The sequence below is a fragment of the Variovorax sp. efr-133-TYG-130 genome (genome assembly GCF_030208835.1).
GTDB lineage: Bacteria > Pseudomonadota > Gammaproteobacteria > Burkholderiales > Burkholderiaceae_C > Variovorax.
In genome coordinates, this window is the sequence record NZ_JARVTD010000010.1 from 1 (window position 1) to 23027 (window position 23027).

The 23027-nt window shown below is 68.8% G+C and carries 25 protein-coding genes; 21 read left to right on the forward strand and 4 right to left on the reverse strand.

Annotation, left to right across the window (positions count from 1 at the left end):
- Window positions 1-75: 75 nt before the first annotated feature.
- Complete coding sequence (gene egtD, locus QRN67_RS11445; RefSeq protein ID WP_106935094.1) at window positions 76-1080, reverse strand: L-histidine N(alpha)-methyltransferase; 1005 nt, start codon at window positions 1078-1080, stop codon at window positions 76-78.
- A 2-nt stretch (window positions 1081-1082) separates the two neighbouring features.
- On the reverse strand, window positions 1083-2339 hold the full coding sequence (gene egtB, locus QRN67_RS11450) for an ergothioneine biosynthesis protein EgtB (protein WP_285411870.1): 1257 nt from the start codon (window positions 2337-2339) through the stop codon (window positions 1083-1085).
- 156 nt (window positions 2340-2495) lie between these two features.
- Here egtB and QRN67_RS11455 point away from each other — a divergent pair, with 156 nt between their 5' ends.
- Complete coding sequence (locus tag QRN67_RS11455) at window positions 2496-3851, forward strand: NAD(P)/FAD-dependent oxidoreductase (RefSeq protein ID WP_285411871.1); 1356 nt, start codon at window positions 2496-2498, stop codon at window positions 3849-3851.
- 61 nt (window positions 3852-3912) lie between these two features.
- On the opposite strand, the gene QRN67_RS11460 is transcribed toward QRN67_RS11455, so the two are convergent.
- Window positions 3913-4437 carry a thermonuclease family protein gene (locus QRN67_RS11460; protein ID WP_285411872.1) on the reverse strand — a complete coding sequence of 175 codons (525 nt, stop codon included), beginning with the start codon at window positions 4435-4437 and terminating at the stop codon, window positions 3913-3915.
- 118 nt (window positions 4438-4555) lie between these two features.
- On the opposite strand from QRN67_RS11460, the gene QRN67_RS11465 reads away from it, so the two are divergent.
- On the forward strand, window positions 4556-5038 hold the full coding sequence (locus QRN67_RS11465; protein ID WP_081271492.1) for a tetratricopeptide repeat protein: 483 nt from the start codon (window positions 4556-4558) through the stop codon (window positions 5036-5038).
- A 12-nt stretch (window positions 5039-5050) separates the two neighbouring features.
- Here the strand turns inward: QRN67_RS11465 and QRN67_RS11470 are convergent, their stop codons facing one another.
- A complete protein-coding gene (locus tag QRN67_RS11470) occupies window positions 5051-6748 on the reverse strand; it encodes a long-chain fatty acid--CoA ligase (protein ID WP_285411874.1) in 1698 nt (565 codons plus the stop codon).
- A 228-nt stretch (window positions 6749-6976) separates the two neighbouring features.
- On the opposite strand from QRN67_RS11470, the gene QRN67_RS11475 reads away from it, so the two are divergent.
- From QRN67_RS11475 to QRN67_RS11565, 19 genes are all read left to right on the forward strand, one after another.
- Window positions 6977-7417, forward strand: a complete 441-nt coding sequence (locus QRN67_RS11475) for an OsmC family protein (protein ID WP_081271490.1) — start codon at window positions 6977-6979, stop codon at window positions 7415-7417.
- Window positions 7418-7458: 41 nt separating this feature from the next.
- The gene (locus QRN67_RS11480) at window positions 7459-8424 is read left to right on the forward strand and encodes a Bug family tripartite tricarboxylate transporter substrate binding protein (RefSeq protein ID WP_285411875.1); all 966 of its coding nucleotides are present in this window, start codon (window positions 7459-7461) and stop codon (window positions 8422-8424) included.
- Window positions 8425-8520: 96 nt separating this feature from the next.
- A complete protein-coding gene (locus QRN67_RS11485; RefSeq protein ID WP_285411876.1) occupies window positions 8521-9312 on the forward strand; it encodes a GntR family transcriptional regulator in 792 nt (263 codons plus the stop codon).
- A complete protein-coding gene (locus QRN67_RS11490) occupies window positions 9309-10112 on the forward strand; it encodes a transporter substrate-binding domain-containing protein (protein WP_081271488.1) in 804 nt (267 codons plus the stop codon). The genes QRN67_RS11485 and QRN67_RS11490 overlap by 4 nt, the downstream gene beginning before the upstream one ends.
- Before the next feature lie 116 nt (window positions 10113-10228).
- Window positions 10229-10891 carry an amino acid ABC transporter permease gene (locus QRN67_RS11495; RefSeq protein ID WP_081271487.1) on the forward strand — a complete coding sequence of 221 codons (663 nt, stop codon included), beginning with the start codon at window positions 10229-10231 and terminating at the stop codon, window positions 10889-10891.
- A 21-nt stretch (window positions 10892-10912) separates the two neighbouring features.
- Window positions 10913-11566 carry an amino acid ABC transporter permease gene (locus QRN67_RS11500; RefSeq protein ID WP_285411877.1) on the forward strand — a complete coding sequence of 218 codons (654 nt, stop codon included), beginning with the start codon at window positions 10913-10915 and terminating at the stop codon, window positions 11564-11566.
- On the forward strand, window positions 11550-12335 hold the full coding sequence (locus QRN67_RS11505; protein ID WP_285411878.1) for an amino acid ABC transporter ATP-binding protein: 786 nt from the start codon (window positions 11550-11552) through the stop codon (window positions 12333-12335). The genes QRN67_RS11500 and QRN67_RS11505 overlap by 17 nt, the downstream gene beginning before the upstream one ends.
- 199 nt (window positions 12336-12534) lie before the next feature.
- Complete coding sequence (locus tag QRN67_RS11510; RefSeq protein ID WP_285411879.1) at window positions 12535-13041, forward strand: P-loop nucleotide/nucleoside kinase family protein; 507 nt, start codon at window positions 12535-12537, stop codon at window positions 13039-13041.
- Window positions 13034-13558 (forward strand): GNAT family N-acetyltransferase, encoded by a 525-nt coding sequence (locus QRN67_RS11515; protein ID WP_285411880.1) that lies wholly within the window; start codon window positions 13034-13036, stop codon window positions 13556-13558. The genes QRN67_RS11510 and QRN67_RS11515 overlap by 8 nt, the downstream gene beginning before the upstream one ends.
- 161 nt (window positions 13559-13719) lie before the next feature.
- Window positions 13720-16320 carry a PAS domain-containing protein gene (locus QRN67_RS11520; RefSeq protein WP_081271482.1) on the forward strand — a complete coding sequence of 867 codons (2601 nt, stop codon included), beginning with the start codon at window positions 13720-13722 and terminating at the stop codon, window positions 16318-16320.
- Between the two features lie 67 nt (window positions 16321-16387).
- On the forward strand, window positions 16388-16987 hold the full coding sequence (locus QRN67_RS11525; protein ID WP_285411881.1) for a DUF1439 domain-containing protein: 600 nt from the start codon (window positions 16388-16390) through the stop codon (window positions 16985-16987).
- Between the two features lie 2 nt (window positions 16988-16989).
- Window positions 16990-17985: a glycerophosphodiester phosphodiesterase gene (locus QRN67_RS11530; RefSeq protein WP_285411882.1), complete on the forward strand. Its 996-nt coding sequence runs from the start codon at window positions 16990-16992 to the stop codon at window positions 17983-17985.
- Entirely contained in the window at window positions 17982-18269 is a 288-nt protein-coding gene (locus QRN67_RS11535) for a hypothetical protein (RefSeq protein WP_106935103.1), read from the forward strand. Before QRN67_RS11530 ends, QRN67_RS11535 begins: the two co-directional genes overlap by 4 nt.
- A 24-nt stretch (window positions 18270-18293) precedes the next feature.
- Entirely contained in the window at window positions 18294-18716 is a 423-nt protein-coding gene (locus QRN67_RS11540) for a hypothetical protein (RefSeq protein WP_106935104.1), read from the forward strand.
- A 77-nt stretch (window positions 18717-18793) separates the two neighbouring features.
- A complete protein-coding gene (locus QRN67_RS11545; protein WP_503010892.1) occupies window positions 18794-20266 on the forward strand; it encodes a TolC family protein in 1473 nt (490 codons plus the stop codon).
- 1 nt (window position 20267) lies between these two features.
- A complete protein-coding gene (locus QRN67_RS11550) occupies window positions 20268-21689 on the forward strand; it encodes a multicopper oxidase family protein (protein WP_285411884.1) in 1422 nt (473 codons plus the stop codon).
- Between the two features lie 23 nt (window positions 21690-21712).
- Window positions 21713-22225: a cupredoxin domain-containing protein gene (locus QRN67_RS11555; protein WP_285411885.1), complete on the forward strand. Its 513-nt coding sequence runs from the start codon at window positions 21713-21715 to the stop codon at window positions 22223-22225.
- A gap of 10 nt (window positions 22226-22235) precedes the next feature.
- Window positions 22236-22691 (forward strand): DUF411 domain-containing protein, encoded by a 456-nt coding sequence (locus QRN67_RS11560; protein ID WP_285411887.1) that lies wholly within the window; start codon window positions 22236-22238, stop codon window positions 22689-22691.
- A 32-nt stretch (window positions 22692-22723) separates the two neighbouring features.
- Window positions 22724-23014, forward strand: coding sequence for a copper-binding protein (locus QRN67_RS11565; RefSeq protein ID WP_093078801.1), 291 nt, complete (start codon window positions 22724-22726; stop codon window positions 23012-23014).
- Window positions 23015-23027 lie beyond the last annotated feature (13 nt).

A 23027-nucleotide genomic window follows, 5' to 3' on the forward strand; every position in this document is an offset into this window, starting at 1 on the left:
TTTGCTTACTTTCTTTTGGCGAAGCAAAAGAAAGTGAGTCGCCCGCCGGGGCGAGTCCCGGCCCCGGGAAAAAACCTAGGCAGCCAACCAATGCACGCTAAAGAGCCTCTCAGGATCCGTCCAGACAGCCCCCGGACGAAACCCCGCCCGAACAGCCAAAGCCCGCAACCCTTCAACGGTGAACTTGTGCGAGTACTCCGTATGAATAGTCTCGCCCTCCTCGAACCCGAACCGTTCACCATTCAAGCAAACGCTCTGGGCCCGCCGGCTCACCAGATGCATCTCGATCCGCCGCCGAGGCGCGTTGTAGAACGCCGCATGCGAGAACCCGTCCAGATCGAAGTCGGCGTTCAGCTCCGAATTGGCACGACGCAGCAGGTTGAGATTGAACTCCCCCGTCACCCCTTGCGCATCGTTGTATGCCGCATGCAGCCGCGCCGGGTCTTTCACCAGGTCGACACCGATCAACAGCCCTCCGCCACGCAGCATGCGCGCAGCCAGCTGCAGGAAGGCCAGCGCCTCGTCGGGCTCGAAATTTCCGATCGTCGACCCCGGGAAGAAGCCGACTCGCCGCCCCGCCCCGGGCATGGGCGCGGGCAGCACCATCGGCATCGTGTAGTCAGCCGCAATGGGCTGCACCACGAGCTCCGGATAGTCCGCCCTCAACCGTGCCGCGGCCGCTTCCAGGTGCTCGCCGGAAATGTCGATGGGCAGATAGCGCTTGGGCGTCTCCAGCGCATCGAGCAGCAGCCGCACTTTCGTGAGCGACCCGGCCCCGAACTCGACGATCTCCGCATTCGGGCCGACCTGCTGCGCGATCTCTCCCGCGCATTCGCCAAGAATGCGCAGTTCGGTGCGCGTCGGGTAGTACTCGGGCAGATCGCAGATCCGGTCGAACAGCTGCGACCCCGCCACGTCGTAGAAGAACTTCGGCGAAATGCTGCGCGGCGAGCGCGCAAGCCCCGCCTGCATCTCGCGCCCGAACTCCGACAGCGGCGCCGCGGATTCGGAAGCAGTGGCAGCGGCGCGCGCCTTGGCGGGCGCGAACGACAGGGAGGAAGAGGAAGTCGGATTTCGCATGATCAGATGTCTTTCGCGAGCCGCAGCCCCGAGAACTGCCAGCGCGCTGCCGGCGGAAAGAAATTGCGGTAGCTGGGCCGCGTGTGCCCGGCCGGCGTGGCCACGCTGCCGCCGCGCAGCACCAGTTGCCCCACCATGAACTTGCCGTTGTATTCCGCCGCGATGCCGGGCATCGGCCGGAAGCCGGGGTATGGGTCGTACGACGAACGCGTCCACTGCCAGACGTGGCCGGTCATCTGGGTGATGCCGGGGGCGTCGTATGCGGCCTCCCATTCAAACTCGGTCGGCAGCCGCGCGCCGGCCCATTCGGCGTACGCGGCGGCTTCATAGAAACTGAGCTGCGACACCGGCGCGTCGGCCTCCAGCGGGCGCACGCCGTGCAGGCCGAACACATGCCAGCCGGCGGAAGGCCCTTGCAGCTGCAGGCCGAAGCCCAGCCGCGGATCGTCGGGCGCGAGCCAGTAGGCCGGGTGGCGCCAGCCGTTCGCCTGCACCGCCGCCCATCCGTCGGACAGCCATAGCTCCGGCCGCTGGTAGCCGCCGTCGGCAATGAACTGGGCGAAGTCGCCGCAGTTCACCAGCCGGTCGGCAATGGCATGCGGCTGCACCAGCGCCTGGTGGCGCGGTGTCTCGTTGTCGAAAGAAAACTCGCTGCCGCCAAAGCCCACCTCGACCAGCCCCCCGCGCTGCTCGATCCAGCGCATGGCGGGCGGCACGGCGGCCAGCCTCAGCGCCGGCCCGCTCGCGGGCTTGTAGGCGGGCAGCATCGGGTTGCACGACAGCGCATGCAGGATGTCGGTGAGCAGCAGCTCCTGGTGCTGCTGCTCGTGGTTGAGCCCCAGCGTGACGATGGGCTCGATGGCCGCCCAGTCGCCGCCGCCAGCTTCGAGCAGCGCGACCACTGCCTCGTCGACATGCCTGCGGTACGCATGCACCTCGTCCACCGACGGCCGGGTGAGCAGCCCGCGCTGCGGGCGCGGATGGCGCGGGCCGAGCGCTTCGTAGTACGAGTTGAAGAGGTAGTGAAAGCGTTTGTCGAAGGGCAGGTAGCCCGTGGCATGCGGCTGCAGCAGCACCGTCTCGAAGAACCACGTGGTGTGCGCCAGGTGCCACTTGGTCGGGCTGGCGTCGGGCATCGACTGGACGCACTGGTCTTCGGCGGAAAGCGGCGCCGCAAGCGCCAGGCTGGTGGCGCGCACATCGCGGAACTTGTCGCGCAGTGCGCTAGCCGCCTGTGTGATCGGCCGGGAAAGCGTCATGGGGTCTCCAGTCGGGTCAGCCGCACTTTGTAGCCCATTCGCGTGAAGAAGGCGCGTAGGACAAAACGCCGCGGGCTCGCAGCCGAAAAATCGGCGGACAGGCACTGTGGCACAAGACGCAAGGGCTTGCATGGCGGGCTGCGTATCATCCATCGGATGCAAACGACCAACCCATCGGGCACATCGGGCAGGCCGCGAATCGTCATCGTCGGCTGCGGTTTCGGCGGACTGGAAGCGGCGCGCAAGCTCCAGCACGCGAACGTCGACGTGACGGTGATCGACAAGACCAACCATCACCTGTTCCAGCCCCTGCTCTACCAGGTGGCGACCGCCGGGCTCGCGGCACCGTCGATCGCAGCGCCGGTGCGCGCGCTCTTTCGCAAGCAGCCGCGCATCACCACGCTGCTGGGCGAGGTCACGGGCATCGACCCCGCCGCGCGCGCGGTGCAACTGGCCAACGGCGACAGCGTGCCCTACGACCACCTGATCGTCGCGGCCGGCGCCACGCACAGCTACTTCGGCAACGACCAGTGGGCGCCGATCGCTCCCGGCCTGAAGACGCTGGCCGATGCCTTCGAGATCCGCCGCCGCGTGCTGCTGTCGTTCGAGACGGCCGAGATCACCACCGACCCCGACCGCCGCCGCGCGCTGCTCACCTTCGTGGTGATCGGCGCCGGGCCGACCGGCGTCGAGATGGCCGGCACGCTGGCCGAGATCGCCAAGCACACGCTGTCGGGTGAGTTCCGCCACATCGACCCGGCCAGCGCGCAGGTGCTGCTGGTCGAGGGCGGCCCGCGCGTGCTGCAGGCCATGCCCGAGTCGTTGAGCCAGAAAGCGCTGGAGCAGCTGGAGAAGCTGGGCGTCGAGGTGCGGCTGAACGCCCGCGTCACCGCCATCGACCCCACCGGCCTCGAAGTGCAGACCGGTGGCGGCGCTGACGGCGCGCCCGCGGCCAGCTACCGAATCGATAGCAGCTGCGTGGTGTGGGCCGCCGGCGTGGCGGCCTCGCCGCTGGGGCGCATGCTCGGCGCCGCCACCGGCGTCGAATGCGACCGCGCGGGCCGCATCAAGGTCGAGCCCGACCTGAGCCTGGCGGGTTATTCATCGATCAGCGTGGTGGGCGACCTCGCCGCCGCCATGAGCCACGCGCCCGGCAAGCCGCCGAAGCCGGTGCCCGGCGTGTCGCCCGGCGCCAAGCAGATGGGGCGCGCGGCGGCCGCCAACATCCTGCGCCGCATTTCAGGCCAGCCGACGGTGCCGTTCCGCTACGCCGACTACGGCAACCTGGCCACCATCGGCCGCAACTCGGCCGTGGTCGACCTCGGCACGCCCTTCGGTCCGTTGCGCTTCAGCGGCCGCCTGGCGTGGCTGTTCTGGCTGTTCGCGCACGCGTACTTCCTGATCGGCTTTCGCAACCGCATCGTCGTGATGATGGACTGGGCCGGTGCCTACTGGAGCTTCCAGCGCAATGCGCGCGTGGTGGCCGACGTGCAGGGCAAGGGCGAGTCCTGAAGATCCGGGCGCCGATATGCAGCCGGCGCAGCGCTGCCAGGGCTGCGGCGCCCGCTCAGGTTCAGAAGAAAAAGAAACCGTGGTGCCGCGAGTCGCGCTCGCTGCGGCGCCACTCCCATGGCGGCGTCGGCCTCGGGTCGGCCCACAGGCCCAGGCGCTTGCCCCGGGCCCTGGCCTCCAGCTTGAAGAGCCCGCCGCCGCGCCGGGTGGCGAGCTTGTTGTAGTCGTAGACCCAGGCCCAGCCGTCGGACACCATGCGGCTGCCGACGTCCTCGCCGTTGCAGCTGACGTCGGCTACCGTGCGGCCGTAGCGGTCGGTGTCGACCTCGGTGATGAGCGCGGTTTCGCTGAAGCACAGGCTGCCCAGCGCCTGCCGGCTGCGCTGGCCGTAGGGCTGCGCCTTCTCGGGGGCGTCGATGGCCGCGATGCGCACCTTCACGCGTTCGTAGGCGCCGATGCGCCCGCAGCGCGCGGTGAGCGTGTCGCCGTCGCTGATGCCCACGACGAGGCAGGAACGCGGGGCGGCTTGGGTCAGGAGGGGAAAGAAGGCAAGAAGGCAGGAAAGCAGCAGCGCGCGCGAATGCATGAAGAAGCGGGAGATAGGCAGAATGCGGGACCGATCGAGGCTAAGTGATCCACTCGCCGGAACCGGCCGGTACACAGACTTTTTCTTTTGAACCACGTTTCGAAGGAGAGCACGCACCATGCAAGAACCCACCCAGGACGACTGGTTCCTCGCGGCCAACGACGCATGGGATGCCGGCGCGCACAAGAAGGCCCTCTCGCTGTTCCTCAAGGCCGCGGCGGCGGGCGAGACCCACGCGCTGAACAGCGTCGGCTATTTCCTCGACCACGGCATCGGCGTGAAGAAGAATCCCGAGGCGGCGCGCGACTGGTATCGCAAAGCGGCCAAGGCAGGCGACGTGGCGGGCTGCGCCAACCTTGCCATCTGCTATCGCGACGAAGGCAACTTCCGCTGGGCGCGCTTCTGGTTCGAGAAGGCCTATGCGCAGGGCGACGGCGACGCGGCGCTGGAACTGGGCCGGCTCTTCCTGTGGGAAGGTCCGAACCAGAACCGGCACAAGGTGGTGGACTACCTGGGCAAGGCGGTGGCCTCGCAGTCCATCACGCCGAACGGACGCACCGAGGCAGGGGCGCTGCTGAAGTCGCTGGGCCTCACGAAGTAAGGCCCGCCCTCCTCAGTTCGCGCGGCTCTCGTCTTCCTGCAGCAGCCGCCACATCACCTTGCCGCTGCCGCTCTTGGGCAGCGCATCCACGAACTGCACCTTGCGCGGGATCTTGTAGACCGCCATGTTCTCGCGGCACCAATCGATGATCTGCTGCTCGGTGGTGTCCTTGTGCGTGGCGCGCAGCACCACCACCGCCTTGACCGATTCTCCGCGGTAGTCGTCCTTGGTCGAGATGACACAGGCCTCCTGGATGGCGGGGTGGCGGAACATCAGCAGCTCGACCTCGGCCGGCCACACCTTGAAGCCGCTGGCGTTGATCATCCGCTTGAGGCGGTCGGTGATGAAGAAGTAGCCGTCCTCGTCCATGCGGCCCATGTCGCCCGAGCGGAAGAAGCGCTTGCCCTCGAACTCGACGAAGGCAGCCGCGGTGGCATCAGGCCGTTTCCAGTAGCCCTGGAACACCTCCGGGCCGTGGATGATGATCTCGCCCGATTCGCCGATGGGCATTTCGGCCAGGGTGTCGGGGTCGACCACCCGCGCGTCGGTGCTCATGAACGGAATGCCCAGGCACTGCTGCTTGGGGTGGTCCGACGGGTTGGTGTGCGAGGGCGCGGCGGTCTCGGTGAGGCCGTAGCCTTCCTGGTACTTCAGCCCGTACTGCTCGAACAGGCGCTGCGCCACGGCCTGCGGCATGGCCGCGCCGCCGCCGCCGATGTAGGTCATGCTCGACAGGTCGTAGCTCGCGAAGTTGGGGCTGGCCATGAGGTCGATGACCATGGTCGGGATGTTGGTCCAGGCCGTGACCTTCCAGCGCGAGATGAGCCGGCCGGCCACGTCGCGGTCCCAGCGCGGCATGATGATCAGCGTGGCCGCCGCCAGGATGGCGGTGTGCATCATGCTGACCACGCCGGTGATGTGGAACATGGGCACCACCGCCAGCACCACCGTCTCGGAGGTCGAACACCCCCATAGCTGCCCGGCCATCGCGTTGTGCATCAGGCTCGAATGGTGGTGCACGCAGCCCTTGGGCAGGCCGGTGGTGCCGCTGGTGTAGGGCAGCAGCGCCATGTCGTCGGCGCCCACCACGTGCGCGGGCGGCGGATGGCCGGCGGCCAGCACGTCGGTCCAGGCCAGCGCCTCGCCGCCGGCCAGCGCGGGCAGCGGATGGCGGGTGGTGAGCCATTCCTTCCAGGCCGGTGCCGGGGCGTCCTCGCCGGAGATGTCGGCGTCGAAGGCGTCGGTGAACTGGGTCACGATCATGTGCGACAGCCGCTGCTCGGGCGGCAGCGCGTTGCTGGCCTTGGCAAGCTCGGGCGCGAGGTCGCCGGTGATGATCGCCACCTTGGCGTCGGGGTCGGTGATGTAGTGCTTGAGCTCCTCGGCCCGGTTCATCGGGTTGACCGGCACCACCACCGCGTTGGCGCGCAGGATGGCGAAATGCGCAATCACCAGCTGCGGGCAGTTCTGCATGTCCAGGATCACGCGGTCGCCGCGCTTCACGCCCAGCGCATGCAGCGCCCCGGCCAGGCGCTCGGCCTGTTCGGCGAATTCGCGATAGCTGAGCACACGGCCGAAGAACACGAGCGCCGGCTTGTCCGGGTAGCGGGCGGCCGAGGTGGCCAGGTTGTGCCAGAGCGAGGTGGCGGGGACGGTGATCGAATGCGGAAGGCGTTTGGGCCAGAACTTGTAATGCGGGCGTTGTTGCATGGTGAGAACAGGCGGGGAAAGCAGAGGGGAGAGACAAAAAAGCGGCTGCACGCAGCCTAAGCCGCCAATGACGCCGCTCCCATCGGGGAAGCCCGTGGAGCGTCGCCTAGGTGACGCCAGTTTTTCTGACACCGCCGAAACACACGCTTGCGCCATGCGACTACAGACAACGGGCCGCCCATCGGCGATACCTGCCCTTCCCCCCACCCACCGCACCAAGGAGTCGACATGGCAGCAGACAAGCACGCAAGCGTTCACTGGGAAGGCGCCGGCAAGACCGGCAAGGGCCTGGTCAGCACCGAGACCGGCGCCCTCAAGGACTACCCCTACGGCTTCGCCAGCCGCTTCGAGGACGACAAGCGCGGCACCAACCCCGAGGAAATCGTCGGCGCGGCCCACGCGGCCTGCCTCACGATGGCCTTTGCCTTCGCGCTCGAGAAGGAAGGCTTCACCGCCACCCGCATCGACACCCGTGCCGCCGTGCGGCTGGCCAAGGACGGCGAGGGCTTCAAGATCGACCGCATCGCGCTCGAACTCGACGCTGCCGTGCCGAAGCTCGACGAAGCGAAGTTCCAGCAGATCGCGGCCGCCGCCAAGGCCGGCTGCCCGCTGTCGAAGGCGCTGGCGAGCGTGCCCGAAATCACGCTGAAGGCCACGCTGGCCGGCTGACCGGGCTGCTTATGATCGTCTCCACAACAAGGAGACGGATCATGAACAAGCCCATCCGGACCGCCCTGGCGGTCCTTTCTTTCAGCCTCGGCACCGCAGCGCTGGCCGCTTACCCCGACAAGCCGATCAAGCTCGTCATCGGCTTTCCGGCCGGCGGCCCGCTCGACCAGCATGCGCGCCTGCTGACCGACAAGCTGCAGGCCGTGCTCGGCCAGCCGATCATCATCGACTACAAGCCCGGCGCCGGCGGCTCCGTGGGCGCAGACGCGGTCGCCAAGAGCCCCGCCGACGGCTACACGCTGATGCTCGCCAACACCGGCGTGGCGGTGATCAACGGCGCGCTCTACAGCAAGCTGCCCTACAACACGCAGCGCGACTTCGTGCCCATCGCCCGCACCGCCATGCAGCCGCTGGCGCTGCTGGTCACGCCCAAGCTGCCGGTGCAGAACCTCAAGCAGTTCGTCGACTACGCCAAGGCGCGGCCGGGCCAGGTCAACTACGGCTCGGCCGGCAACGGCGGCATCAGCCACCTGGTGCCCGAGATGTTCAAGACCGCCACCGGCATCTTCATGGTGCACATCCCCTACCGCGGCAGCGCGCCGGCCTTCACAGACCTGATGGGCGGGCAGGTGCAGTTCATGGCCGAATCGATTCCGCAGGCGGCCAACTATCACAAGCAGGGCAAGGTGCGCGCGCTGGCCGTGACCAGCCGCGAACGCAACCCCGCCCTGCCCGAGGTGCCGACTGTGATCGAGTCGGGCGTCAAGGGCTTCGAGGTGGTGGGCTTCTACGGCTTCCTCGCCCCGAAGGACACGCCGAAAGACGTGGTCGCCAGGCTCGGCGACGCCTTCAGGCAGGTGCTGAACAACCCCGAAGTGCGCGACCGCATGGTGAGCCAGGGCGCCGACCCGGCCTACCTGGGCAGCGAGGACTTCGCTCGCTTCCTGGCAACGGAAACGCCACGCTGGGAGAAGGCGGTGAAGGCGTCCGGCGCGCGGATGGACTGAGGGTTCCGTTCAAGGCCTCCGCACCGGGCCTGCGCTCCATTCAGGTGCACACAGCTTGCATACCAGTTGGCACAGAAGCTGCTGGTATGCAGGCATATGGCCATTTCCGCATCCGAAATCAGTGCACGCATCGTCGAAGCGGTGATGGCGCAGAAGCTCGCGCCGGGTTCGCGCCTGGGCGAGCAGCAGCTGGCGATGCTGTTCGACTGCAGCCGCACCATCGTGCGCGAGGCCCTCACCCGGCTGGCGGCGCGCGGCATCGTCACGGTGAGCGCGCGGCGCGGCTGGTTCGTCATCGAGCCTTCGCAGGACGAGGCGCGCGAAGCCTTCGAGGCGCGGCGCGTCATCGAACTGGGGCTCATTCGGAGCGCAGGCAGCGCGGGCCGCACCGGGAAGATCGAGAAGACCGCCCTGCGCCAGTTGAAGGCGCACCTGCAGCGTGAAAAAGCCGCACTGAAAGAGAGCGACGTCGGCAACCGCAGCTTCCTGCTCGGCGACTTCCACGTTTGCCTGGCCGAATGCCTGGGCAACACGCTGCTGGCCGACACGCTGCGCGACTACACCGCGCGCACCACGCTGATCGCCATGCTTTACCAGTCCACGCACGACGCGGTGCAGTCGTGCGAAGACCATGTGCAGATCGTCGCGGCGCTGGAGCGCGGCGACCATGCCGCCGCCGAGGCGCTGATGGCCGAGCACATCGGCACGGTGCAGTCGGCCCTGCGCGTGCAGGCGCCCACCGACCCGCTCGCGCAGCTGCGCGACGCGCTGGCGCCGCTGCAGAACACCCAGGCCGCCCCAGCTGCGGCACCAAAGGCCAAGCGCCGCAAGCCGGGCGCCACACCCCCCGATTCCGATTCTTCGACTTACCTAGGAGCCTTGCTATGACCTTCTCTTTCCTGTCCAAACGCCAGTTCGCGCTCGCCATGGTGTCCGTGGCCATGCTGGCCGCCACCGGCGCGGCGCAGGCCCAGAACGCGCTCGACAACGTGCTCAAGGCCAAGACCATCAAGATCGCCGTGCCGACCGACTACCCGCCCTACGGCTCGGTCGACAAGAACATGAAGCCGCAGGGCCTCGACGTGGAAATGGCCGAGCTCATCGCCGCCAAGCTGGGCGTGAAGGTCGAGCTGGTGCCCGTGACCAGCGCCAACCGCATTCCCTACCTGCAGACCCGCAAGGCCGACCTGGTGATTTCCACGCTCGGCAAGAACCCGGAGCGCGAGAAGGTGATCGACTTCTCTTCCGCCTACGCGCCCTTCTTCCAGGCCGTGTACGCGGCCAAGAGCATGAAGCTCACCAGCTTCGCCGACATGGCGGGCAAGACCGTGGCCGTGACGCGCGGCGCAATGGAAGACCAGGAACTGAACAAGGTGGCGCCGCCGAACGTCGACTACCGCCGCTTCGAGGACAACAACGCGACCATCGCCGCCTTCGTGGCCGGCCAGACGCAGACCATCGCGACCAGCGCGGCGGTCGCCGGCGACATGCTCGCCAAGAACCCCAAGGTGAGCGCCGAGTTCAAGCTGCTGCTGAAAGACAGCCCCTGCTTCGTCGGCGTCGCCAAGGGCGAGACCGCACTGAAGACCAAGGTGAACGAGATCATTGCCGCAGCCAAGAAGGACGGCACTCTCGACGCCATGTCCAAGAAGTGGCTCGGCAAGGCCGCAGGCGACCTGCCCGTCTGAATAGGCACTCCCCCATGCTTCGCGCACTTCGTGTCGCTGCGCACACCCCCTCGCCGGGGGCAACGCCTGCGGCCCGGCGAAGCCGGTTCCGCGGCGTTCCACGAACAGACTGACCTATGAACATCGAGTTTGATTTCGGTGCGGTGCTCTCCGAGTGGCCGCTGCTGCTTCGCGGCGTGGCGTGGACCATCGGCCTCACGGCCGTGGGCACCGTGCTGGGCATGATCGTCGGCACCTTCTGCGCATGGGCGCGCGCGAACGGGGCGGCATGGCTGCGCATCGTGGTGGGCACGTATGTGGAGCTGATCCGCAACACGCCCTTCATCGTGCAGCTGTTCTTCATCTTCTTCGGGCTGCCGGCGGCGGGCGTCAAGCTCTCGCCGGAGGTGGCTTCGGTGATCGCGATGGTGATGAACCTCGGCGCCTATTCCACCGAGATCATCCGCGCCGGCATCGAGGCCACGCCCAAGGGGCAGATCGAAGCCGCGGTGAGCCTGGCGCTGAGCAAGTCGCAGGTGTTCCTGCGGGTGGTGCTGCCGCCGGCGCTGAAGAAGGTATGGCCCGCGATGGTGAGCCAGATCGTCATCGTGATGCTGGGCTCCGCCGTGTGCGGGCAGATCTCCACCGAGGAGCTGAGCTACGCCGCCAACCTCATCCAGAGCCGCAACTTCCGCGCCTTCGAAGCCTTCATCGTCGCCACGCTCATCTATCTCGCGCTGTCGGTCGCGTTGCGCCGGCTGCTCGACTGGGCGGGGCCGAAGTTCTTCTTCGGCCGCTGACCGAACACGGGCCCTTTCACCATGGTCGATTTTTCTCTCTGGGACATCCTGCGCAACCTGCTGATGGCGTTGCGCTGGACCGTCGTGCTGTCGCTCATCGCCTTCATCGGCGGCGGCATCGTGGGCGCGCTGCTGCTGTTCCTGCGGCTGCGCGGCGGCAGGTTCGCGAACAAGGCCGTGGGCCTGTACGTGCAGCTCTTCCAGGGCACGCCGCTGCTGATGCAGCTGTTCCTGGCGTACTTCGGCATTGCGCTGTTCGGCATCGACGTGTCGGCATGGACGGCCGCCAGCGTGGCGCTCACGCTGTACACCAGCGCCTTCCTCGCCGAGATCTGGCGCGGCTGCGTGGCTTCTATCCCCAAGGGCCAGTGGGAAGCCTCGGGGAGCCTGGCGCTGAGCTTCGGCGAGCAGGTGCGCCACGTCATTCTTCCGCAGGCCGTGAAGATCGCCATCGCGCCAACGGTCGGCTTCCTGGTGCAGGTCATCAAGGGCACGGCGCTGGCCTCGGTGATCGGCTTCGTCGAACTCACCAAGGCCGGCAGCATGATTTCGAACGCCACCTTCAAGCCCTTCGTGGTGTTCAGCTGCGTGGCCCTGCTTTATTTCGTACTGTGCTTCCCCGTGAGCCTGTACGCCAAGACCCTCGAGAGGAAAACCCATGGCCGCCGCGCTTGACGAATCGCAACAACAGCCCGCCACCTCGGTGGGTGCGCCCATCGTGCGCATCACCGCGCTGCGCAAGTCCTACGGCACCAACGAGGTGCTCAAGGGCATCGACCTGGACGTGAAGCGCGGCGAGGTGATCGCCATCATCGGCAAGAGCGGCTCGGGCAAGAGCACGCTGCTGCGCTGCATCAACGGGCTCGAGGTGTTCCAGGAAGGCTCGCTCACCGTCGACGGCAAGCCGCTGCTGCATGAAAGCGCCATGGCCATGCGCGAGCTGCGCCAGCGCGTGGGCATGATCTTCCAGAGCTTCAACCTGTTCCCGCATCTCACGGTCGGCAAGAACGTGATGCTCGCGCCCACGCTGGTGAAGAAGCGCGCCGGGCTCGAAGCCGCCTCGCAGGCGCGCAAGCTGCTCACGCGCGTGGGCCTGGCCGAGAAGTTCGACGCCATGCCCGACCAGCTCTCCGGCGGCCAGCAGCAGCGCGTGGCGATTGCCCGCGCGCTGGCGATGGAGCCGGCGGTGCTGCTGTGCGACGAGATCACGTCGGCGCTCGACCCCGAACTGGTGGGCGAAGTGCTGCGCGTGGTGGAGTCGCTGGCCGACGAGGGCATGACGCTGCTGATGGTCACGCACGAGATGAGCTTCGCGCGCAAGGTCAGCGACCGCGTGATCTTCATGCACCAGGGCCGCGTGCACGAGATGGGACCGCCGGCGGAGCTGTTCGGCAACCCGCAGACGGCCGAGCTGAAGCAGTTCCTGTCGTCGCTGCACGACTGACTGATCGAGGGGCGCCGTGCGCCATGGGCTATCCTCCGCCCATGGCCTGCCTGCACATCGCGTCGATTATTCGCACCATTCGAAAGATGGTGGGTTAGCGCGCGGTTCCTCTACAGACTTCACGCCATGCAACCCGCCCCACGAGGCGGGTTTTTTGTCTCCTGGGGTTTTCTTCAAGACCACGACAGGAGATCGAACGATGCCATCGAACCCCACCCGTCCCGTAGTTCGCCCCGTGCTTCACATGGTCTGCGGCAAGATCGCCGCGGGCAAGTCGACCCTCACCCAGCGCCTCGCGGCCGAGCCTGCCACCGTGCTCATCAGCGAAGACACCTGGCTCGCCACGCTGTACCCGGACGAGATCCGCGAGCTGCCCGACTACGTGCGCGCATCCGGCCGGCTGAAGGCGGCGATGGCCGACCACGTGGCGGCCCTGCTTGCGGCCGGCGTGTCAGTGGTGCTCGACTTTCCCGCGAACACTGTCGCCAACCGGGCCTGGGCGCGCGGCATCTTCGAGAAGGCGGGTGCAGCGCATCGGCTGCATTTTCTGGACGTGCCCGATGAGGTCTGCAAGCAGCGGCTGCGGGCGCGCAACGCGTCGGGCACGCACGCCTTCGAGACTTCGGACGCCCAGTTCGAGTTGATCAGCAGCTACTTCGTGCCGCCCTCGCCGGACGAAGGCTTCGAGGTGGTGCGCCATGCCTGAGCCGCTAAGCTCAGGCTCCATGCAGATCGAGCAAGCCCGCCCCGAGGAAGCCGCCACCGTCGCGGCCGTATTGAATGAAGCCGCGCAGTGGATCGCCGCCGAAGGCCGTCCGCTGTGGACGGCCGGCGACATCGCCCCCGAGCGCATCCGGCGCGACACCCAGGCCGGCGGCTACTTCATCGCACGCAAGAACGGTGACCTGGCCGGCGTCGTCCGGCTCGACCTCGAAGACCCGCACTTCTGGCCCGAGATCGAAAGCGGAAGTTCGGTGTTCGTGCACAAGCTGGCGGTGCGCAGGACGTGGGCCGGGCAAGGCGTGCCGGTCGCACTGCTGGGCTTTGCGCGCGAACATGCGCGCCGACTCGGCCGGCCCTGGCTGCGGCTCGACTGCGTGGCCGACCGCGCGCCGCTGCGTGCGCTGTACGAAGGCTTCGGCTTCTCGCTGCACAGCGTGGTCCACAAGGGCGAGCGCGCGTTCGCCCGCTTCGAGCTGGCCGTGCCGCCGCTCGCCGAATAGCCTTTCGACCGGCGCCGCGCGGCGCCCTGTCTGGCTGCGCGCCGCCGCGCCATGGCGGATTTGTCCGACCGATGCCCCGCCCGACTTCTGCTAGCTTCCCGGGCTGGCGGCAAAACGGGTGACAACGGGCGAACGGCCCCAGGCGGTAGAAAGCAGCGCGCATGCTCAACGGCACATCGACAACGGCATATCCCTTCCTGGCGGGCGGCGGCGAACTCGCCGGCCTGATCGCCGGCTTCGACTGGGCCGCCACCGGGCTCGGCCCGCTGGAGACCTGGCCCGGCCACATGCGCAGCGCGGTGGCCATCATGCTCAGGTCGGACGTGGCCATCGCCACCCTGTGGGGCGAGCACGGCGTGCTGATCTACAACGACGCCTACGCCGCGTTCTCGGGCATCCGGCATCCCCAGGTGCTGGGCATGCGCGTGCGCGAGGCCTGGTCGGAGGCGGCGGCCTTCAACGACCATGTGCTGAAGGTCGGCCTGTCCGGGCGCACCCTGAGCTTCCAGGACCAGGAGCTGGTGCTAAACCGCCGCGGCGTGGCGGAGCAGGTGTGGATGAACCTGAACTATTCGCCGCTGCTGGACGACCACGGCAACCCTGTGGGCGTGTGGGCGCTGGTGATCGACACCACCGCCAAGGTACAGGCCGAGCGCCGGCTGCAGGACGACCGCGCGCGCTTCGCCCAGCTGTTCGAGCAGGCCCCCAGCTTCATGGCCATGCTGGAGGGGCCGCAGCACCGCATCGTGCTGGCCAACCCGGGCTACCTGCGGCTGGTCGGCAACCGGCCGGTGGTCGGCCTGCCGGTGGCCGAGGCGTTGCCCGACGCGGCGGCCCAGGGCTACGTGGCGCTGCTCGACAAGGTGTACCGCGACGGCGAGGCCTTCACCGCGCACGGCTCGCGCTACGACGTGCAGGTGGAGGCGAACGGGCCGGTGCGCGAGTGCTATGTGGACTTCGTGTTCCAGCCGATCCGCGATGCGTCGGGCGCGGTGTCGGGCATTTTCGTGGAGGGCGTGGACGTCACCGCGCGCATGGCCGCGGAGGCCCGGCGCGCGGCGCTCGCCGACTTCACCGACAAGCTGCGAGGCCTGCGCAGCGCAGCCGACGTGGGCCTGGCGGCGGCGGAAATGCTGGCCGCCACGCTCGGCGTGAGCCGCGCGGGCTACGGCAGCGTCGACCACGACACCGGCGAACTGCGGGTGGAACGCGACTGGCACTCGCCCGACTGCGACTCGCTGGTCGGCGTGCTGAACCTGGGCGACTACGGCTCGTTCGTCGACAGCCTGCGCAACGACGAGTTCGTGGCCGTGCCCGACGTGCGGCTGGACCCGCGCACGGCCGCCACCGCCGGCGCGCTGGAAGCACGGCACGCCCGCGCCTTCATGAACGTGCCGGTGGTGGAGCAGGGTCGCCTGGTGGCGCTGCTGTTCGTCAACCACCTGCACGTGCGCGAATGGACGCCCGAGGAAGGCGCCTTCATGCGCGAGATTTCCGCGCGCACGCGCACCGCCGCGGAGCGCGTGCGCAGCGAGGCCGCGCTGCGCGAGGCCAACGAGTCGCTGGAGCTGAAGGTGGCGCAGCGCACGCAGGAGCTGATGGAGGTCGAGGCCCGGTTCCGCCAGGCGCAGAAGATGGAAGCCATCGGCCAGCTCACCGGCGGCATCGCGCACGACTTCAACAACCTGCTGGGGGGCATGAGCACCAGCCTGCAGGTGCTGGAAAAGCGGCTGCAGCTGCAGAAGTTCGACAACGCCGGCCGCTACATCGGCATGGCGCAGGACGCGGTGCGCAGGGCCGCCTCGCTCACGCAGCGGCTGCTGGCCTTCTCGCGCCGCCAGACGCTGGACCCCAAGCCGACCGACGTGAACCGGCTGGTCGCGGGCATCGAGGAGATGGTGCGCCGCACCGTGGGCCCCTCGGTGGTGGTCGAGGTGGTGGGCGCGGGCGGGCTGTGGCTGACGCGGGTCGACGCCTCGCAGCTGGAGAACGCGGTGCTCAACCTGTGCATCAACGCGCGCGACGCCATGTCGCCGCACGGCGGGCGCCTGACCATCGAGACGGCCAACAAGTGGCTGGACGACCGCAGCGCGGCCGAGCGCGAGCTGCCGCCGGGGCAGTACATCTCGGTCTGCGTCAGCGACACCGGCACTGGCATGACCAGCGAGGTGGCGGCGCGCGCCTTCGACCCTTTCTTCACCACCAAGCCCATGGGCCAGGGCACCGGGCTGGGCCTGTCGATGGTGTACGGATTCGTGCGGCAGTCGGGCGGGCAGGTGCGCATCTATTCCGAGCCCGGCGCGGGCACGACCATGTGCCTGTACCTGCCGCGCTTCGTCGGCGAGGCCGAGGCCGACCTGCCGCTGCCGCAGCCGGCGGCCGATCACCGCGGCGAAGGCGAGGTGGTGCTGGTGGTGGAGGACGAGGCCACCATCCGCGCCATCGTGGCCGAGGAGCTTGAAGACGCCGGCTACCGCGTGGTCTCGGTGGCCGACGGCGCCGCCGCGCTGAGGATGCTGCAGTCGGACGAGGGCATCGACCTGCTGCTGACCGACGTGGGCCTGCCCGGCGGGCTGAACGGCCGCCAGGTGGCCGACGCGGGCCGCGTGACCCGCCCCGGGCTGAAGGTGCTGTTCATCACCGGCTACGCGGAGAATGCGGCCGTGGGCAACGGCCTGCTCGAATACGGCATGGAAGTGATCACCAAGCCCTTCGACGTGGCCGCGCTGGTGGCCAAGGTGCAGGAGATGATCGAGCGCTGAACCCTCCCGGCACAGCACCCGGGCCCGCCCAGGCTGTGGCAAGCTCGCAAGCCGCATGACGAACCGTATGACATTCCGCTTCCCACCCTCCCCGTCGTTCCCGCCCCTGCCCGCGCGCCGCCGGATGCTGCGCGCGCTGCTGGGCGCCGCGGCCCTGCAGGCGCCATTCGCGGCGCTGGCCGGCTTCAACTTCTTCACCAGCGAATACACCGCCACGCGCGACGAGCTGCAGGCGCAGATCGCCAGGCGCTTTCCGGTGGCCGAGCGCTACGCGGAGATCTTCATGGTCGGCCTGCGCGATCCGCAACTGGGCCTGGACGCACGCAACAACCGCGCGGCCATCACCGCCACGCTGACCATCGCGAGCCCCCTGCTGGCCGCATCGCCGGTGCAGGGCGTGGTGTCGGTCAGCAGCGCGCTGAAGTACGACGCCGCCACGCGCGCGCTGCGGCTCGACCAGCCGAAGGCCGAGCGGCTCGAGCTGCAGGGCGTCGAGGGACGCGACGCCGAGCGGCTGCAGAAGATCGGCGCGGTGGTCGCGCAGGAACTGCTGCAAGGCCAGGTGCTGCGCAGCTTCACGGCCGACGAGCTGACGGTCGGGCGCAAGACCTACGAGATCGGCGACATCACCGTGTCGGACAACGGCATCAAGGTGCAACTCAAATGAAGATGAAATTCGCCCTCCTCGCCGCCACCGCGCTGCTCGCCGCCGGCTGCGCGGCCATCATGCCCACGGCCAAGCAGCATTTCGACCTCGAGGCCCATCGCGGCGGCCGGGGCCTGGCGCCCGAGAACACGCTGGCCGCGTTCAACAACGCCATCGACCTGGGCGTGACCACGCTCGAACTCGACATCGGGCTCACGGCCGACGGCGTCGTCGTGATCTCGCACGACACCTCGCTCAACCCCGACCACACCCGCGACGCCAGCGGCGCCTGGCTGGCGCCCAGGAGCGGCGCGGCGATCCGCTCGCTCACCCTGGCGCAGCTGCAGACCTACGACGTGGGCCGGCTGAACCCGTCGAGCAACTACGGCAAGCAGTTCGCGCTGCAGCAGCCGCGCGACGGCGAACGCATTCCGACGCTGGCCTCGCTGTTCGAGCGGGTGCAGGCGCGCGGCGCCAATGCGGCCACGGTGCGCTTCAACATCGAGACCAAGATCGATCCGAACAAGCCCGGCGAAACGGCGGCGCCCGAGCCGATGGTGCGCGCGCTGCTGGCCGAGATCGACAAGGCGAAGATGGCCGGCCGGGTGACCGTGCAGAGCTTCGACTGGCGCACGCTGGCGCTGGTCGGCCAGCTCGCGCCGCAGCTGCCGCGCGCCTATCTCACCACGCCGCGCACGCTGCAGGACCCCCGCTGGACCGCCGGCCTGGCACTTTCGAACTTCGCCTCGGTGCCGCAGATGGTCAAGGCCGCGTCGGCCAACGGGACCGGCCCGGTGATCTGGTCGCCGGCCTACGCCGACCTGTCTCCCGCGGTCATCAAGGAGGCGCAGAAGCTCGGCATGACCGTGCTGCCCTGGACCGTGAACCAGCGCGCCGACATGCAGCGCCTGATGGACTGGGGTGCCGACGGCATCATCACCGACTACCCCGACATGCTGCGCGACCTGATGCGCGAACGCGGCCTGGCCCTCCCGCCGCCCGGAAAGGCCTCGCCATGAGCCGCGAAATCGCCACGGCCCAGCTCGACGCCCTGGCCGCGCGCATCGCGGCGCTCAGCGGCAGCGGTGGCGGCCCGGTCACCGCGCTGTCCGACGAGGCACGCGGCAGCGCCGAGCTGCTTGCCGCACTGCCGCCGCGCTACGGCGAGGTGCTGCTGAACCTGCTCGACAGGCTCGAGTCGAGCGCGCTCTTCAGCGAGGAAAGCTGCTCCTTCAGCCAGAAGGACCTGCTCGACAACCTGAAGGTGTGGGCCGACAAGGCCCGTGGCCAGCTGGTGGCATAAGTCGCCGGTTTATCATCCCGCCCCATGCGCACCCTGCTGCTCGCCTTGATGATCGCCCTGCTGCCCATCCGCGGCTGGCTCGGCGACGCCATGGCGGTGGAGATGGTGCGGCACTCGCTGCCGGCGGCCTCGATGGCAACGGCGGCCACCCAAGCCCATTGCCATGAGGCAATGGAGGCGGCGGAAGCCGGCGACGGCATGGACCACATGGCCATGTCCATGGCCGACCACCACGCCGGCTCGCAGCACAACGGCAGCGACAACGACGGCGCCGGCCACCAGGGCTGCGGCACCTGCACCGCCTGCCAGGTCTGCCACACGGTGGCACTCGGCGGCATGCCCTTTGTCGACATCGTGCACAGCGCGCCCCAGGCGCCGCCTGCCGCACACGCGACCCGCTTCGCCAGCGCGGAGCCCGCCCCGGGCCTGAAGCCGCCCATTTCCTGATCTCCCTGCCCGTAGTCCGTCCGCAGTGAGCCTGTCCCGGCTCGCGGCGTCCGTCGTATTGCTCATGGAGATCGAGCGTGAACCCCAATATTGGCCGGCCGCCTGCCGGCCGCGATTCCCCTTCTTCCGTTTCATTCGTCCGCACCACGGCCGCGCTGGCCGCGGCGCTGGTGCTGGCCGGCTGCGCCAGCCTCTCGTCCGACGGCGGCAGCGCCGACGTGCAGGCGCTGACGGCCGGCAATCCGCTCGTGGCCGGCGCCGCGGCCCAGCGTGCGCCCGACGAGGCCTCGCGCAAGCGCATCGGCGAACTGCTCGCACGGCCGCTGGATGCCGAATCGGCCGTGCGCATCGCGCTGGTCAACAGCCCGCGCGTGCAGGACGCCTTCGCCACGCTGCAACTGAGCGACGCCGACCGCGTGCAGGCCGCGAGCCTGCCGAACCCGGTGCTCGCCTTCAGCCGCCTGCGCGAAGGCAGCGAGCGCGAGTTCGAGCGCATGCTGAGCTTCAACGTGGTGGGCCTGCTCACGCTGCCGTGGCAGGCGCGCTGGGCAGGCCAGCGGCATGAGTCGGCCAAGCTGCAGGCCGCGCAGAGCGTGCTGGTGCTGGCCGCCGACACCCGCCGCGCCTGGGTGCGCGCTGTGGCCGCACAGCAGAGCGTGGCCTACCTGCGCGACGCGAAGGAGGCCACCGAAGCCGGCGCCGAACTCGCGCACCGCATGGCCAGGGCCGGCAACTGGAGCGCGCTGCAGCGCACGCGCGAACAGCTGCTGCTGGCCGATGCCTCGGCGCAGCTCGCTCGCGCGGAACAGTCGGCCGTCGCCTCGCGCGAACAGCTCACCCGGCTGCTCGGCCTGAGCGGCGGCGACACCGCCTACACCCTGCCCGACCGCCTGCCGCCGCTGCCCGATGCGGCGCCAGAACTCGGCGACGTGCAGGCGCTGGCGCTGCGCGACCGGCTCGACGTGCGCTCGGCCACGGCGCAGAACGCGGCGGTGGCCGGCTCGCTCGGCCTCACGCACGCCACCAGCGTGATCAACGCGATGGACCTCGGCGTGGTGCGCAACACGAAGTTCGACAACGGCGCGGACCGCTCGCGCAGCAACAAGCGCGGCTTCGAGCTCGACCTGCCGATTCCGGTCTTCGACTGGGGCCAGGCGCGCAACGGCCGCGCCGAGGCGCTGTATCTGCAGTCGGCCGCCCGCGTGCGCGACGTGGGCGTGCTGGCCGCGAGCGAGGCGCGCGAGGCATGGCAGGGCTGGAACATCGCCTACGCCATCGCCCGCCGCTACCGCGACGAGGTGCTGCCGCTGCGCAAGCAGGTCAACGAGGAAATGGTGCTGCGCTACAACGGCATGCTCGCGAGCGTGTGGGAGCTGCTCGGCGAAACCCGCGCCAGCGTGCTCGCGGTGAACGCGGGCATGGAGGCGCAGCGCGACTTCTGGCTGGCGGACACCGACCTGCAACTGGTGCTCACCGGCAGTTCGCCCGGCGGCATGACCGTGCTGCAGACCGCCGCGTCCGGCGAGACGCCAGCGGCGGGAGGCCACTGACATGAACCGTCGCAACTTCTTCGCGGGCGCGGCCACGGCCGTTGCCGCCACCACCGTGAGCCGCGTGGGCATGGCCGCATTGCCCGAGCCGGTGTCGCAAGGCTCGACCTCCACCGCGCCGCCGCTAGAGCCGCCCAACGGCCGGCCCTACAACCCTGTCGTCACGCTCAACGGCTGGACGCTGCCCTGGCGCATGAACGCCGGTGTCAAAGAATTCCACCTGGTCGCCGAACCCGTGGTGCGCGAGATGGCTCCCGGCTTCAAGGTCAACATGTGGGGCTACAACGGCCAGTCGCCCGGCCCGACCATCGAGGTGGTCGAGGGCGACCGCGTGCGCATCTTCGTGACCAACCGGCTGCCCGAGCACACCACCGTGCACTGGCACGGCCAGCGCCTGCCCAACGGCATGGACGGCGTGGGCGGCATCACGCAGCCGCACATTCCGCCGGGCAAGACCTTCGTCTACGAGTTCACCGCGCGCCGGCCCGGCACCTTCATGTACCACCCGCACGCCGACGAGATGGTGCAGATGGCGATGGGAATGATGGGTTTCTGGGTCACGCATCCGCGCGAGGCCCGCAGCCATCCGCTGATCGAGCCGGTGCAGCGCGACTTCTGCTTCCTGCTCGGCAGCTTCGACGTGGAGCCTGGCAGCGCCACGCCGAAGGTCAACACCATGACCGACTTCAACATCTGGAGCTTCAACAGCCGCGTGTTCCCGGCCATCGACACGCTGAACGTGCGCCGCGGCGACCGTGTGCGCATCCGCGTGGGCAACCTCACGATGACCAACCACCCCGTCCACATCCACGGCCACGAGTTCGAGGTGACGGGCACCGACGGCGGCCCGGTGCCGCGCACCGCGCGCTGGCCCGAGGTGTCGGTCGACGTGGCGGTGGGCCAGATGCGGCAGATGGAGTTCATCGCCGACGAGGAAGGCGACTGGGCGCTGCACTGCCACAAGGCGCACCACACCATGGGCCCGATGGGCCACGAGGTGCCGACCATGATCGGCGTCGACCAGAAGGGCGTGGCCGAGAAGATCCGCAAGCTCGTGCCCGACTACATGGTGATGGGCGACAAGGGCATGGCCGACATGGGCGAGATGCAGATGCCCATTCCCGACAACACCGTGCCGATGATGACCGGCACGGGCCCCTTCGGCTCGGCCGAGATGGGCGGCATGTTCACGCTGCTGAAGGTGCGGCGCGACCAGAAGCCCGGCGACTACCGCGACCCTGGCTGGTTCAGGCACCCGGCGGGCACCGTCGCGCGCGAAGTGCCCGGGGCGAACGTGCCGCCGGCCACGCGCAGCGCCCCTGCCGCCAAGGGCGGCAGCAACAAGACCGACGCCAAGGGCGGCGGCGACAAGACCGACGCCAGCGTGCGCAAGCCTTCGGGGCACGGCGCGCACGACCACTGATCTCTTTTCCTGGAACCCACCTCATGAACAAGACACTCGCATCCATCGCCGCCAGCCTGGCCCTTGCGGCAGCCGCCACCGCCGCACAAGCCCACGAGGCCCACGTCGCCAGGCCGCAAGGCGCCGCCACGCCCGCACCCGAACAGAAGCCCTGGGGCATCGCGGGCAAGCCCGGCGCGGTGAAGCGCACCATCGACATCGCGATGGCCGACGACATGACTTTCACGCCCTCCGTCATCGAAGTGCGCGAAGGCGACACCATCCGCCTGCGCCTGAAGAACCGCGGCAAGGACCTGCACGAACTGGTGCTGGGCACCACCGCCGAGATCGAGGCGCACGCGGCCATGATGAAGAAATTCCCGGGCATGGAGCACGACGAGCCGTGGATGGTGCACGTGCCCCCGGGCAAGACCGGCGACATGGTCTGGACCTTCAACCGCGCCGGCGATTTCGACTTCGCCTGCCTGGTGAAGGACCACTACGAGCTCGGCATGGCCGGCCGCGTCCGCGTGCTGCCCGCCGCCGGCAAATCCTGAAGGAGAAATCATGCAAAGAAGAAAGCTGCTGCTGGCATTGGCGTCCACTGCCGTGCCGTTCGCCGCGACGACCGCGATGGCCGCGGCGCCGATGGTCGATATCTGGAAAGACCCGAACTGCGGCTGCTGCCAGGACTGGGTCAAGCACCTCAACAAGAGCGGCTTCGCCACGCGCGTGCACGACGAAGGCAATACCGCCGCACGCACCCGCCTGGGCATGCCCGCCAAGCTGGGCTCGTGCCACACGGGCCTCGTCGGCGGCTACGCCATCGAAGGCCACGTGCCAGCGCGCGAGGTGCAACGGCTGCTCAAGGAAAAGCCCAAGGCCGTCGGCCTCGCCGTGCCCGGCATGCCGGTCGGATCGCCCGGCATGGACGGCCCGGCCTACGGCGACCGGCGCGATTCCTACGACGTGCTGCTGGTGCTGGCCGACGGCAGCACGCGCGTGTATCAAAGCTATCGCTGAACCAACTGCCTAACGAAGAAAGCAAACTCATCATGAAGAAACTGTTCACCGCACTCTCCGCCGCCCTGCTCGCCGCAGCCGCCTTCGCGCAGGCTGCATTGCCTTCCGTCGAGGGCGAAGTCCGCAAGATCGACACCGATGCGAAGAAGATCACGCTGAAGCACGGCGACATTCCCAACCTCGAGATGACGGGCATGACGATGGTCTTCCGCGTGAGCGACCCGGCGCTGCTCACCAAGGTGAAGCCCGGCGACAAGGTGCAGTTCACGGCCGACAAGGTCGACGGCGCGCTCACGGTGCTTTCGATAGCGCCGGCGAACTGAGATCCGCCGGCCG

Excerpts from the sequence above, each read along its gene's own strand:
- egtD (WP_106935094.1), bottom strand. The coding sequence starts at position 1,080 with ATGCGAAATCCGACTTCCTCTTCCTCCCTGTCGTTCGCGCCCGCCAAG.
- egtB (WP_285411870.1), bottom strand. The coding sequence starts at position 2,339 with ATGACGCTTTCCCGGCCGATCACACAGGCGGCTAGCGCACTGCGCGAC.
- QRN67_RS11455 (WP_285411871.1), top strand. The coding sequence starts at position 2,496 with ATGCAAACGACCAACCCATCGGGCACATCGGGCAGGCCGCGAATCGTC.
- QRN67_RS11460 (WP_285411872.1), bottom strand. The coding sequence starts at position 4,437 with ATGCATTCGCGCGCGCTGCTGCTTTCCTGCCTTCTTGCCTTCTTTCCC.
- QRN67_RS11465 (WP_081271492.1), top strand. The coding sequence starts at position 4,556 with ATGCAAGAACCCACCCAGGACGACTGGTTCCTCGCGGCCAACGACGCA.
- QRN67_RS11470 (WP_285411874.1), bottom strand. The coding sequence starts at position 6,748 with ATGCAACAACGCCCGCATTACAAGTTCTGGCCCAAACGCCTTCCGCAT.
- QRN67_RS11475 (WP_081271490.1), top strand. The coding sequence starts at position 6,977 with ATGGCAGCAGACAAGCACGCAAGCGTTCACTGGGAAGGCGCCGGCAAG.
- QRN67_RS11480 (WP_285411875.1), top strand. The coding sequence starts at position 7,459 with ATGAACAAGCCCATCCGGACCGCCCTGGCGGTCCTTTCTTTCAGCCTC.
- QRN67_RS11485 (WP_285411876.1), top strand. The coding sequence starts at position 8,521 with ATGGCCATTTCCGCATCCGAAATCAGTGCACGCATCGTCGAAGCGGTG.
- QRN67_RS11490 (WP_081271488.1), top strand. The coding sequence starts at position 9,309 with ATGACCTTCTCTTTCCTGTCCAAACGCCAGTTCGCGCTCGCCATGGTG.
- QRN67_RS11495 (WP_081271487.1), top strand. The coding sequence starts at position 10,229 with ATGAACATCGAGTTTGATTTCGGTGCGGTGCTCTCCGAGTGGCCGCTG.
- QRN67_RS11500 (WP_285411877.1), top strand. The coding sequence starts at position 10,913 with ATGGTCGATTTTTCTCTCTGGGACATCCTGCGCAACCTGCTGATGGCG.
- QRN67_RS11505 (WP_285411878.1), top strand. The coding sequence starts at position 11,550 with ATGGCCGCCGCGCTTGACGAATCGCAACAACAGCCCGCCACCTCGGTG.
- QRN67_RS11510 (WP_285411879.1), top strand. The coding sequence starts at position 12,535 with ATGCCATCGAACCCCACCCGTCCCGTAGTTCGCCCCGTGCTTCACATG.
- QRN67_RS11515 (WP_285411880.1), top strand. The coding sequence starts at position 13,034 with ATGCCTGAGCCGCTAAGCTCAGGCTCCATGCAGATCGAGCAAGCCCGC.
- QRN67_RS11520 (WP_081271482.1), top strand. The coding sequence starts at position 13,720 with ATGCTCAACGGCACATCGACAACGGCATATCCCTTCCTGGCGGGCGGC.
- QRN67_RS11525 (WP_285411881.1), top strand. The coding sequence starts at position 16,388 with ATGACATTCCGCTTCCCACCCTCCCCGTCGTTCCCGCCCCTGCCCGCG.
- QRN67_RS11530 (WP_285411882.1), top strand. The coding sequence starts at position 16,990 with ATGAAATTCGCCCTCCTCGCCGCCACCGCGCTGCTCGCCGCCGGCTGC.
- QRN67_RS11535 (WP_106935103.1), top strand. The coding sequence starts at position 17,982 with ATGAGCCGCGAAATCGCCACGGCCCAGCTCGACGCCCTGGCCGCGCGC.
- QRN67_RS11540 (WP_106935104.1), top strand. The coding sequence starts at position 18,294 with ATGCGCACCCTGCTGCTCGCCTTGATGATCGCCCTGCTGCCCATCCGC.
- QRN67_RS11550 (WP_285411884.1), top strand. The coding sequence starts at position 20,268 with ATGAACCGTCGCAACTTCTTCGCGGGCGCGGCCACGGCCGTTGCCGCC.
- QRN67_RS11555 (WP_285411885.1), top strand. The coding sequence starts at position 21,713 with ATGAACAAGACACTCGCATCCATCGCCGCCAGCCTGGCCCTTGCGGCA.
- QRN67_RS11560 (WP_285411887.1), top strand. The coding sequence starts at position 22,236 with ATGCAAAGAAGAAAGCTGCTGCTGGCATTGGCGTCCACTGCCGTGCCG.
- QRN67_RS11565 (WP_093078801.1), top strand. The coding sequence starts at position 22,724 with ATGAAGAAACTGTTCACCGCACTCTCCGCCGCCCTGCTCGCCGCAGCC.